Consider the following 11,395-nt stretch of genomic DNA (forward strand, 5'->3'; position numbering starts at 1 on the left):
CCAGCCAGGCACTTTCCCAGGGACACCACTGTAAATCCTGGCGGTCTGCAGTATATACTGACAATCGCCAAAATCTGCCAAGCAGCCCGACTCACGAGCGAAAGCCCAGGGGACATTGCGGCAAAGTTCATCGCTCGCGAGCATACCTCCCCGGCTCTGTCCGGCGGAACCGCTCCCGCAGCACCGGGGCAGGCCCGCAGGGCGCATATCCGGTAAGGCTCTGCCCCCCTGTCCCGGCCCCCCTGGCCCAGTCCAGCCCGGTGACCGCCCCGATCAGCTCCAGCAGCCGCCCGGCGGCACTCTCCGCGTTCCATACCTCCACAATCGTCCGGTAGGCCGCCTCTCCCAGCTCCCTGCACAGTGCCCTGTCCCGCACCAGGCGCTCCGCGGCCCCGAACAGCTGCTCCTTCCTGCCGTCCCCATAGACCAGCCCGTTCTCCCCATGCCTGACCAGGTAGGGCACCGCTCCGATCATATGGTCGGCCACCAGGGCGCAGCCGCTGTTCATGGCCTCATTGGCCACTGCTCCCCAGCCCTCCTGCCTGTCGCTGGTGAAGAGGAAAATGTCCGCCTGCTCCATATATCGGCGCACCTCCTCCGGGGGCTGATACCCCGGAAAGGAGACACAGCCTTCCAGCCCGTATTCCCTGGCCAGCCTCTCCGCCATGGGCCGCAGCTCTCCGTCCCCGATGATGTCCATGTGGAAGCGCAGCTCTCTCTCCCGCAGCGTCCTGGCCGTCTCCACCGCCAGCTCCGGATGCTTCCAGTCGATCATCCGGGCCGCCCAGAGCAGATAGGGAATCCTCTCTTCCCCGTATCCTTTTCCGCTAAATAACGTATCCAAGTCGTACCGCCTGGTCTCCGGAAAATACCCCCAGCAGTACATCTTCCCGGGATAGGCCCGGATGATGCGGAAATCGGAAGCCACATAGGCCCCGGCGCACAATAGCCACACCGGGGATTTCCTGTACCTGGTATGGTCATGGTACTTTTTCAGCAGCCCTCTGGGGGACACGGCCTTCCACTGCCCTGTCTTGTACAGGCGCTCGCTGACGCGCATCACCGGCTTCCCGGCCCGGAGCCTTTCTTCTATATAGCTTTCGTCATCCGTCCCCCCGAACAGCGCCACATCGCAGTCCAGGACCAGCCTCCTGCAGGCCTCCGGCTCCTCGTACCAGCAGCGCACATAGTCCGGCCTCCGGGAGGCGTGCCATCCCATCTGCACCCGCTCCTGCTCCATGCCCTCTGTCTGCACGAAGACGAACGCCCCCTCCAGGAGACGGTACATGCTGTCGCAGAAGGGAATCTGATGGTGGTTGATGTAATTGGATACAAAAGCTATTTTACAGGATTTCTTCATATATTTCCACCAGTTTTTGATAATTTCGATCCCTGTCGTGGGTTTTCAGCGCATGCTTCCTGGCATTGCGACAGTATTCGTCCCTTTTCCGGGAATCGCGCCACATTTCAAGCACCGCCTCCGCCAGCCGCCCGGACACCGCCCCCAGCTCTCCGGCCCCTTCCGTCCCCGGGCCCCCGGATGCGCCGCCGTGGTCAGCCCCCCTGTACAGGATGCCGTCCACCCCTCCCGTAAATATGCTGGAGATGCCGCCCACGTCCGCGCTGACGCAGGGCACCCCCAAAAGCATGGCCTCCCCCAGGGAATTGGGGGAATTCTCCACAGCGGAGCAGCAGACGAACAGGCCGCACTTTAAGTATCTGTCCCGCATCTGCCCCGCGTCCAGCTTCCCCAGGAAGCACACCCGCCCCTCCAGCCCCAGGCCTGTCAGCATTTCGCGCAGGAATCTCCCGTAGCCCGATATCTTCAGCTTCTCCTTCCATGTACCGTATGCCACCAGGCTGTTTCCCGCCACATACAGCTTCGCCTCCGGGTATACCGCCAATATGATCCGCAATGCCCGCAGCATATAGTGCAGCCCCTTCAGAGGATAGTCCCCCTGGCTCAGGAAGATGGAATGGGGCTCGCAGGCCTCCGGATCCCACACCGGCCCGTAGAATTCCGGCCGCAGGCTCTCGTTCATCTCAAAATACCGGGCCCTCGGATTCCATTCCCTGGCATACATCCTGTCCCACCGGGTGCGCCCGGTGATGTTCCCCGCCAGGCCCACGGCTTCCCGCTCCATGACACCCCGCAGGACGAACTTCTCCCGCTGCCGCCTCAGGCTGTCCCTTTTCAGCCTGTCCCGCAGGGTCGCCCGCCGGACCGTCCGCTCCGGCAGATCCGCGTAGTAATGCTCCGCGATCGGCGTACAGAGCCCCTGCAGGCCCAGCAGCAGCCTGTCCTTCCTGGGGAAGGCCCTGCACATGGCCAGGGTGTGGGGAAATTCCGTGCCGAAGCAGTGCACGATATCCGGCTCTGCTATAGAGACGATTTTTTCCAGCACATGTTCCAGTCTCCCGTCATATTTTTCCGCATGCCCCACGTCCTCCGGGAAGCCGTAATAGGAAAAGGAGGCCCGCTCCCCGGCCCCGCCGGTTTCCGCGTCCACCGTCCCGGCGCGGAATTCCTGTCCCGGCCCGATCATATGCCCGGGCAGCGGGAACGCCACGGACAGCCGGATGCCGCTCTCATGGCAGCCCGCCAGCACAGCCCCGGCCATCCCGCTGACCCAGCCCTCCTTCACGGAGGCCTCCATCCCCAGCTCCCGCGCCGCCGCAGGCAGCACCATATTACATAACCACAATACTTTCATGTCCACTCCCCATCCTGGCCTGTGGCCCCCGGGAACCAAAAGCCCCCAAACTCTCCCTGCTCCCCGTCAGTTGAAGATCCAGTTCCGATACGGCAGCAGCCTGACGTCAATGGCATACATCCCCCTAAGCAGCAGCAGGAAATAGCAGCCGAAGGCCGCCACCACCCCAGCCTGGCACAGCCCCCGCAGCTTCCCCGGCTTCATCCCCGCCAATGCCCCCGGCACCAGGAACACCTGGGATACAATCAGATAATACCCCACCCTGGACACCTCCGGGATGAAGGAGCCGCAGCAGTACACCGCCAGCCCCATGAGGTTCAGAAAAAAGTAAAATCTGTTTATCATGTCCTTCCCCAGCCCCTGCCTCCAGCAGACCAGGCCCAGCAGCGCCACGCAGCCGCATTTCAGGATGTTGGCGTAGGAGAGCTGCCCGTTGTCAAAGGCGGAGTCCCGGTAAAAGGGGTAGAAGAAAAAGATCGCCTCCCGGTACAGCTCCTGTCCGAACACCAAAGTGCACAGGAACACGCCCCCCGCCGCGTAATGCCATTTCCGCAGGGGCGCCGCCGCCAGGTACCGCGCCGCCAGGTACGCCGGAACCACCAGCAGCACCGACTTGTGGAACATGGCCCCCGCCAGTATGACGCAGACGAACTTCCCGTATTCGCCCCGGAGCACATATTTCATGGAGAACAGCGCGATTGCCAGCGCCAGGTAATACCTGACGGAATTCAGGCTGTTGAAGTAATAGCCCCCTGTCATCAGCAGATACAGGGAGAAGGCGAAGCGCCTCCCCTGGTCGTGCAGCGCCCTCACGAAGAACCATACGGTTATGATAGAAAAAAACGCGAACACCGGCAGGTACTCATCGTAGCCGAACAGCCCCTGTATCCATTTCACGATCATGTTGAAGCCGAATTCCGAGGACACATGTCGCTGCTGGGCAATCAGCTTGAAATTGTCCCTGTACACCCAGTAGTCGTTGCCCACCGCGATCCGGCAGGCCGACACCCCCGTCAGGAGGCAGTATACGGCCGCCACCGCGATCCGGTTCCTGGCCTGCCGCCTCTCCCCCGGCCCGTTCCCGCTGCCGTCCTGCCAGCTCAAGTACCTCCGGCCTCCCCTGATACGATCCGGCACATAATCCTGATTGTCCACGCACAGCCCCAGGGCCACCGTGACCCCAGTCAGCAATATATAAACCAGCGCGCTCCACTCCATGCCCATCCCGTCTCCTGTCGCCCTCTCTGTACTACAAATAGCCAGTACAGCCCTAATCCTTCCATCCGCCGCACATCCATCGGTACGCCTGCCCCAGGGGCACCTCCGCGCACAGCCTGTCCCGGTGGGCCAGCAGGAACCGCAGCGCCATGGCCCATGACAGCCTTCCGTACAGATGGCGGTACAGCACCCCCTTGTCCCGGAAGAACTTCTCGTCATAGCCCGAAAACCATGTGGATTCCCCTGCCGTCTCCCGCCCGATGGTGACTGGGGCGGTGTACACCCGGTAGCCCTTCCCCATGAACTCCTTCAGGAACAGGCTGTCCTCGCCGCTTCCGTACCTGGCCCCGCCCCCGAACAGCAGGGAGAAGGTCACATTGGAGGACAGCAGGCTCTCCCTGCGGACGGCGAAGCTCACCGCCCCGTACCTGCCGCAGTTGTACCAGCGCACCCGCTTCCGTCCAGTGATGTGGTATGTCCTGCGGGCCTCCTCCACCGTGATATTGAACAGTATCATATCCGCCCGAGGCCTGCTTTGGAACTCCGCAGCTATCTTCTCCGCGTACCCGGGCTCATACACGATGTCCCCGTCCGAGAACAGGCAGATGTCCCCCTCCGCCCGGAGGATGGCCTCGTTGCGGCTCCTGCCCACCCCCCTGTCCGGAAAGGAGTAAAAGCCGATTTCATGCCCCCTGTACGCTATCTTCCGGCAATCCAGCCTGTCGCACTGGTTGATGACCACCGCGTCCGATTCCAGCCCCATCCGCGCCGCCAATGCCTCCGGCTCCTCGTTCATCACAGATGCCAGCACCTGAACCCTCATATCCCTTCGCTCCCCGTTCCCGCTTTTCCTCCGCCGAACCTTGCCCCTGTCAGGTAGTACCTGCGGATCAGCCTCTCGTCCGCCTCCCACAGGATCGCCGCCGTCACCGGGCAGTCCTGCTGCCCCAGGTACTCCAATGTCCGTTCCAGCGCCCTGCCAGCATGGCTCCCGGCCCGCACCGCCAGCAGGATGCCCTGGGCCTTGCGAAGCCTGCCCGCCGCCTCCGGCTCCCCCACAGGCCAGGGCACTGCGAACCAGCCGTCCCCGATCAGGCCCGGGCATGCCTCCTTCAGGCGCTCCAGCACCTCCTCCGCATCCAGGCCCTCCTGAGCTGTGCAGACAGCTATGTCTTCACATGATTCCTCCCCGTCCGGCTCCTTCCGCGAGAAGAAATACCTGACGTTCTCCGCCAGCTCCCTGCTCTCTATGGTCCCCACCGTCTTCAAGCCGTAGCGCTTCCAGACAGATCCCGGCAGCCAGATGCTGTCCTCCCCCGTCTCCTTCAAAAGCAGCACCACCACCGCGAAGAAGCAGGACAGTACCGCGGCAAGCAGAAAGGCCCTGCCTGGCCGGACATCCGGCACCACCTCCGGGGCGGCCTGGCAGGGGTCTATCACCGCGACGGAATCCACCTCGCTGAGCAGCTCCGCCAGTTCCCGGGTCATGGCCTCCTCCACCGCCCGGGCGACTGCCAGGCTCTTCTCCGGGCTGTCCGTGGTGACCACGGTGGAGGGGATCCGGATGTCCGAGAGCACCTGGGCCTGGATGGCCCCCGCCAGCTCCTCCTCCCCCATCCCGGCCGCGCCGGCCCGGGCCAGATGGCCCTGCACCGCGTCCAGGAAAAGCTTCGACTGCAGATAGGTGTTCCAGCTCATGTCGTTCACATAGACATTCATCATGTCTTCCACATTGTCCACCGCGTATTCCACCCGGTAGACGGACGTGGCGGCGTACAGCCTGTCCCCGCGCAGGAGCACGTTCTTCCCGTAATACCCGCCCCCGAACACCACAGCGCCCAGGAGCGCGGCCGCCGCGATAAGGGGAAGCTTATACAGCATGCGCAGCGCCGTCAGGCGCAGGTCGAAGGGTTCCTTTCCGTAATAGCCTTTCCACATATCATTCCTCTTCCTTCTCGTCCCGTCCCTCCTGCCGCTTCCTGCGCTCCTCCCGCAGGGCCGTGATCTGCTCCGTCTCCACGCCCTCGGTGCTGTCCGGCCAGAACAGGATCTTCAGCGTCAGCAGCATCAGCTTCACGTCCAGCATCACGGAGTAGTTCTCGATATAAGTCAGATCCAGCTTCAGCTTGTCATAGGGGGATGTATTGTATTTCCCGTACACCTGGGCGAAGCCCGCCAGCCCCGCCTTCACCTTCATCCGGTAGGCGAACTCCGGCATCACCTCCAGGTACTGGGCGATGATCTCCGGCCGCTCCGGCCTGGGGCCGATGAAGGACATGTCCCCCTTTAAGATGTTCACAAGCTGGGGCAGCTCGTCCAGCCTGCACTTGCGGATGAACTTCCCCACGGGGGTGATGCGGTCGTCGTTCTTCTGGGCCAGCCTGGCCACGCCGTCCTTCTCCGCGTCCGTGCGCATGCTCCGGAACTTCATGATGTGGAATTCCCTCTGGTCCTGGGTGCAGCGCACCTGCCTGTACAGTATGGGGCCATGGTCGTAGAGCTTGATGGCCAGGGCCGTGAGGAGCATGAAGGGGGAGGCTGCCACCAGCAGGACCAGCGCCCCGAATACATCGATGCACCGCTTGATGATCCGCTGCTCCACGGTAAGGCTGTACTCCCGGGTCAGCAGCATGGGGCTGTCGAACACATGCAGCTCCTCCGCCCCCATCAGGATCACGTCCGTTATCTTCGGCAGCAGGTAGAAGCGGATGGAATGCCCGTAGCAGAATTTGATCAGGGGAGTCCTGTCTACTACAGAGATGTCTCCCAGCACTACGGCATTGCACTCCCCCTTCTCATAGGCTTCCAGGATCGCCCCGCAGACGGCGTCAAAGCCCTCCGACACATGGACGGTCCTGGTGATGATATATTTGTCCCTGCGGCTCTCGAACTTGGCCCGGATGCCCTCTATGGGCCTGTCCCCGTGCACCAGCAGAAGCTTCCTGGGCGGAAAGATGGCCCGGTAGACCCGGTTGGCCACATTGATATAGATGATCACCACCATGGTCTGCTCTATCATCATCAGGATGAACACGTCCGGCACGAAGGGCTCCGCCGCCATCACGGAGAGCTCCGCATATATGAAGACATTGGCCATCAGGGTAGCGAAGACCTGGGAGAAGATCAGCTCCACATTCTTCAGATAGCCCAGCCGGATGCCGCCGTACATGGAGGACAGCAGGATCAGGACGAAGGCGTAGATCCCCACCTCCAGCACATGGCCCTTGCCCTGAAAGTACCGCAGCGCCTCCACCACGCTCCAGCGGAACTGCATCTGCCACCAGTAGGCGAACAGCGCGATCTCCAGCCCCAGGCATACCGCGGTCAGCCCCAGGTTGATCAGCCTCTTGAATGTCTCCCGTTGTCTCAGCTTCTTTTCATTGGTACTAAGATTCACAGTAAAATCCTCCCATACCGCTAAATCACAATGCTAAATCCTTCTCTTCACGGCCCTGAAGGCCCAGAAGACAAAATGCCAGGCGCTCCGGGGCAGGCTCAGGCCCTCGCAGTCCCGGTAGAGACGCCAGATGCGCCGCAGGGCCTCCAGCTTGTTGGCGGAGAGGGTGTTGCCCCCGCGCCTGTAGCGCACCAGGTTCTCGTCCAGCCCCCAGGCCGTATAGCCGCTCCGCAGCACCCGGAACCAGAGCGCGGTATCCTCGCTTTTGACCGTGGGCATCTCCAGCAGGCTCCTCTCGATCTTCCCGGTGTCGAACATCACCGTGCTGGTGAAGATCGTGGTATTGCTCAGGGCCTGGCGGTAGCTTAAGGTCTCCGGCACATGCACCACCTTCCCGGTGCCCCTGCCCTGCCCGTCCGCGAACTCATAGCCGGTGAAGGCAAAAGCGGCGTCCCTGTCCCGCAGGAACCGCAGCTCCTTCTCCAGCTTCTCCGGCACCCATAGGTCGTCCGCGTCCAGATAGGCGATGTACCTTCCCCGGGCCTCGGCAAGCCCCCGGTTCCTGGCCCGGGCGGCGCCCATGTTGGAGGGCTGGCATATCAGCCGTATCCGGGAATCCCCCGTCTCCTCCATGCAGCGCCGGATCTCCGCCAGGCTCCCGTCGGCGCTGCCGTCCTCCACCAGCAGGAGCTCCCACTCCCTGCAGGTCTGCGCCCTGACGCAGGCAATGGTCTCCGCCAGATGCCTCTCCGCGTTATAGACAGGTACGATGATGCTGATCAGCTCATCCATAGCTCTCCTCTTTTCTTCCCGTATCCCCATGTCCCGGCTCAGAACAGCGCGAAGACAATATAGTCGTCCATATCCTCCGCCCGGGTTCCCAGGGCCGCCTCCATGCGCTCCCTGATCTCCCCGGGCACTCCCGCGGGCAGCAGGATGCAGTTCACGCCCAGCTCCACCGCATCCTCTGCCCGCCGCTCCACAGTGGCCAGCATCTCCTCCCTGTCCTCCTCCGGCATCCAGACCCCCGCCGACTGCTCCGCCCAGCCCATCCACCGGTACAGGTCGGAGGTCTTTCTGTCATAGGTGTCATAGGCGTATCCGTTCAGGGAGATGTCCCACATATTCCTGCCGTAGGCCAGCCGCAGCCTGCCGTCCGCCTCCCTGGCGTATTCCAGAATCGCCTGAGGGGCCAGGAGGCAGATGTCCTCCCCGGGATAGCGCTCCGCCAGCATCCCTGCCACCGCGTAGGCTTCCTCCCTCTCCGCCCTGCGCCCTGCCCTGGCCCCAGCGTCCCCTCCCAGGTTCCCGCACAGCCCCAGGGCCAGGAGCAGCAGCAGCGTCACGGGCAGGCCCCTGCGCCAGCCCCCCGCATCCTTTTTCCACTGCTGCGCCAGGAACAGCGCGGCGCCGTATGCCGTCACCGCCGTCAGGGGCACCATGCTCCATATCCACTCATAATCGTAAAATTTTGTCTGATACGCCATCAGCAGCGCCGCCGTCACAGGCAGGACGCAGCAGGCCGCCGCCAGGGAGGCATAAAGCAAAAGGGCCTTCTGCCCCTTTCCCCTCCCGGTGAACCACAGGTACGCCAAAGCGGCCAGGAGCAACGCAGCCATTTTCCCGCTGCCCTTGTAGTTGGCCCAGCCGGAGGCTGCGTTTCGAAGGAGCTCCGTCATTTCCCATCCCCCCTTCCTCCGTCTGCCGCCCGCCCGCCCCGGGCCCTCCCGGTAAGCTTCCGGCACAGCAGCCCTGCCGCAGCCAGCCCCGCGGCCATCGCCAGGCAGGCGCCGCAGCCGTAGAATGTCCAGACCATACAGGCCTCTGCCAGCACGCACAGGCACACCCCCAGCCATTTGCGCCGAAGGCACAGGGACGCCGTCCAGGGCAGGAGCACGCCGCCCCGGATGGACACCCCCCGCCAGCCGCTGCACAGCAGGTCGAATCCCTCCATGCCGTAGGCGTAGGCCCCCGCCCACATCAGCGCCGATACCAGAAGCAGGAACAGGGCCCGCATCCTCCCCTCCTCCGGAAAAAGCGTCCGGCCCAGCAGGGAAAACGCCCCATAGCTGCCAAGCAGCACCGCCATGGGGACGATCCTCTGGACCATCAGCCCGGGCTCCAGGCCTGTCCATCTGCACAGGCTCCCGTACAGCGTGGGCAGGCACAGTATCTTCAGCCGAAGCGGCATCCCCTCCGTGTAGGGCGTCCCCGTCATGGGATTGACCCGGTAGATGCCGTCCACAGCCAGGAAGCTCCCCACTGTCTCCACCGTCATATCGCCCTTTCTATAGATAGCATTCCCCATACCGATGAAAATAAGCTGAGAAATCACCGTCAGCGCCAACATACCGTACAGAATCTTCTCCGAAGGATCCAGGCGGCGTTTTCCGCCCGGTTCCGTCAGGATATGCCGCCTTCCCGCCGCCAGGAGCACCGTCCCCAGCACGAGCCAGACTCCCAAGGCCATGCCCAGCAGCCGGGAACAGGCCGAGAACGGAAGCCCCAGAAAGACAGCCGCCAGATGGCAGGCTTCCGCCAGCCCGATCGCCACGATCACCCCCGTCATCAGGCAGTCGCCCAAGGTATTCTTTTTCAGCTTAATTATTCCCATCCGGCACGTTTCCCAGCCTTTCCCATCTCAATTTTATGGACGTCTGCCGCCATTTCCTGCGCCCTTGGCACATGGAATCAGCCCCCGGCACGTCCTTTGTGTCAACATTCTACCACACTTGTCCCCCAAAGTCCACAAAAGCAGCCGGATTTTCACCCGGCTGCTTTCCATCCCCGCAGTATGAAGCATATCTATCTTCTGTTGTTTCTTCCGTAGCTTCTACATAGCCTTGATGTCAAGCCGGACCTTGTCTGCAATGCGGGCTATGTATTCACTGTTGGTAGGTCTGGTTCTGCCTGAAGATGCGGAATATCCAAACATTTTTTCAAAAGTCTCTGTATTTCCTCTGTTCCATGATACCTCAATGGCGTTGCGAATCGCACGTTCGACTTTCTGGTCTGTTGTTTTGAATCTTCTGGCAATCGCCGGATACAGCAGCTTCGTCACACTGGTCACTACCTCCATGTCCCTTCCCGACAACAGAATGGCGCTTCGGAGGTAATGATACCCCTTTAAATGAGCCGGAACCCCTATATCCAACATGATTTCGGTAATATATTTCTCGAGCTCACAATCCTTGACCGCAGTAATCTCCATACGAATTCCCCTTTCTTATGTTGACTGCCGCTTCCCTACCACGAAGAATATACTAAATTCTACCACATAAATTACTGACAGGGAAGACTTCTGCCCGCTAAGAATTCGTTAAGACTTTTTATTATTCCTAGAGCCGTTCCTTTACCAGGTAGATCGGCCGCCGCTTCACCTCCATGTAAGTCTTGGCCAGGTACTGTCCCAATATCCCCGTGCAGAAGAACTGCACGCCGCTGACCATGAGGATGATGCACACCAGGGACGGCCAGCCGGACACGGGATCCCCGAATATCAGCTTCCGGATGATGATGAAGAAGATCATCAAAAAGGCCACCACACAGAAGAATGCGCCCATGACGGAGGCCAGCATCAGCGGCACCGTGGAAAACGCGCAGATGCCGTCCAGGGAGTACAGGAACAGCTTCCAGAAGCTCCACTTGGTCTCCCCCTTCAGCCTCTCCACATTCTCATATTCTATCCACTTGGTGGAGAATCCCACCCAGCCGAAGATGCCCTTTGTAAAGCGGTTGTATTCCTGCATGGACAGGATGGCGTCCACCATCTGCCTGGTCATCAGGCGGTAGTCCCTGGCCCCGTCCATGATCTCCGTCCTGGAAATCTTCTTCATGAGCCGGTAGAACATCCTGGCGAAGAAACTCCGCACCGGCGGCTCCCCCTTTCTGGAGACCCTTCTGGTGGCCACGGAATCATACCCCTGCTCCAGGAGGTCGAACATCTCCGGCAACAGGGAGGGGGGATCCTGGAGATCTGCGTCCATCAGCACCACGTAATCGCCGCCGGCATTCTCCAGCCCGGCATAGATTGCCGCCTCCTTCCCGAAATTCCTGGAAAACGACA

The 11,395-nt window shown here is 61.6% G+C and carries 10 protein-coding genes; all 10 read right to left on the bottom strand.

Features of this window, described 5'->3' with window-relative positions; genetic code table 11:
* Nucleotides 1-127: 127 nt before the first annotated feature.
* Entirely contained in the window at nucleotides 128-1,360 is a 1,233-nt protein-coding gene (locus tag Q2B33_RS09315; RefSeq protein ID WP_300569290.1) for a glycosyltransferase family 4 protein, read from the bottom strand.
* Nucleotides 1,344-2,714 carry a glycosyltransferase family 4 protein gene (locus tag Q2B33_RS09320; RefSeq protein WP_300569288.1) on the bottom strand — a complete coding sequence of 457 codons (1,371 nt, stop codon included), beginning with the start codon at nucleotides 2,712-2,714 and terminating at the stop codon, nucleotides 1,344-1,346. Before Q2B33_RS09320 ends, Q2B33_RS09315 begins: the two co-directional genes overlap by 17 nt.
* 66 nt (nucleotides 2,715-2,780) lie before the next feature.
* Nucleotides 2,781-3,938: an EpsG family protein gene (locus tag Q2B33_RS09325; RefSeq protein ID WP_300569286.1), complete on the bottom strand. Its 1,158-nt coding sequence runs from the start codon at nucleotides 3,936-3,938 to the stop codon at nucleotides 2,781-2,783.
* Nucleotides 3,939-3,984: 46 nt separating this feature from the next.
* Nucleotides 3,985-4,755: a glycosyltransferase family 2 protein gene (locus Q2B33_RS09330; RefSeq protein WP_300569283.1), complete on the bottom strand. Its 771-nt coding sequence runs from the start codon at nucleotides 4,753-4,755 to the stop codon at nucleotides 3,985-3,987.
* Complete coding sequence (locus tag Q2B33_RS09335; protein ID WP_300569280.1) at nucleotides 4,752-5,870, bottom strand: hypothetical protein; 1,119 nt, start codon at nucleotides 5,868-5,870, stop codon at nucleotides 4,752-4,754. Before Q2B33_RS09335 ends, Q2B33_RS09330 begins: the two co-directional genes overlap by 4 nt.
* Nucleotide 5,871: 1 nt before the next feature.
* The gene (locus Q2B33_RS09340; protein ID WP_296462968.1) at nucleotides 5,872-7,329 is read right to left on the bottom strand and encodes an exopolysaccharide biosynthesis polyprenyl glycosylphosphotransferase; all 1,458 of its coding nucleotides are present in this window, start codon (nucleotides 7,327-7,329) and stop codon (nucleotides 5,872-5,874) included.
* Between the two features lie 33 nt (nucleotides 7,330-7,362).
* On the bottom strand, nucleotides 7,363-8,121 hold the full coding sequence (locus Q2B33_RS09345) for a glycosyltransferase family 2 protein (protein WP_300569276.1): 759 nt from the start codon (nucleotides 8,119-8,121) through the stop codon (nucleotides 7,363-7,365).
* A gap of 38 nt (nucleotides 8,122-8,159) precedes the next feature.
* Nucleotides 8,160-9,008, bottom strand: coding sequence for a hypothetical protein (locus Q2B33_RS09350; RefSeq protein WP_300569272.1), 849 nt, complete (start codon nucleotides 9,006-9,008; stop codon nucleotides 8,160-8,162).
* Nucleotides 9,005-9,943 (bottom strand): DUF6077 domain-containing protein, encoded by a 939-nt coding sequence (locus Q2B33_RS09355; protein WP_300569269.1) that lies wholly within the window; start codon nucleotides 9,941-9,943, stop codon nucleotides 9,005-9,007. The genes Q2B33_RS09350 and Q2B33_RS09355 overlap by 4 nt, the downstream gene beginning before the upstream one ends.
* A gap of 219 nt (nucleotides 9,944-10,162) precedes the next feature.
* Nucleotides 10,163-10,540, bottom strand: a complete 378-nt coding sequence (locus tag Q2B33_RS09360; protein ID WP_296462981.1) for a sporulation initiation factor Spo0A C-terminal domain-containing protein — start codon at nucleotides 10,538-10,540, stop codon at nucleotides 10,163-10,165.
* Nucleotides 10,541-11,395: the final 855 nt, after the last annotated feature.

Origin of the sequence: uncultured Acetatifactor sp. (assembly GCF_948601915.1) — a bacterium.
Classification (GTDB): domain Bacteria; phylum Bacillota; class Clostridia; order Lachnospirales; family Lachnospiraceae; genus Acetatifactor.

Coding starts and splice junctions, on each gene's coding strand:
- Q2B33_RS09315 (WP_300569290.1), bottom strand. CDS start 1,360: ATGAAGAAATCCTGTAAAATAGCTTTTGTATCCAATTACATCAACCAC.
- Q2B33_RS09320 (WP_300569288.1), bottom strand. CDS start 2,714: ATGAAAGTATTGTGGTTATGTAATATGGTGCTGCCTGCGGCGGCGCGG.
- Q2B33_RS09330 (WP_300569283.1), bottom strand. CDS start 4,755: ATGAGGGTTCAGGTGCTGGCATCTGTGATGAACGAGGAGCCGGAGGCA.
- Q2B33_RS09335 (WP_300569280.1), bottom strand. CDS start 5,870: ATGTGGAAAGGCTATTACGGAAAGGAACCCTTCGACCTGCGCCTGACG.
- Q2B33_RS09360 (WP_296462981.1), bottom strand. CDS start 10,540: ATGGAGATTACTGCGGTCAAGGATTGTGAGCTCGAGAAATATATTACC.
- Q2B33_RS09325 (WP_300569286.1), bottom strand. CDS start 3,938: ATGGGCATGGAGTGGAGCGCGCTGGTTTATATATTGCTGACTGGGGTC.
- Q2B33_RS09355 (WP_300569269.1), bottom strand. CDS start 9,943: ATGGGAATAATTAAGCTGAAAAAGAATACCTTGGGCGACTGCCTGATG.
- Q2B33_RS09350 (WP_300569272.1), bottom strand. CDS start 9,008: ATGACGGAGCTCCTTCGAAACGCAGCCTCCGGCTGGGCCAACTACAAG.
- Q2B33_RS09345 (WP_300569276.1), bottom strand. CDS start 8,121: ATGGATGAGCTGATCAGCATCATCGTACCTGTCTATAACGCGGAGAGG.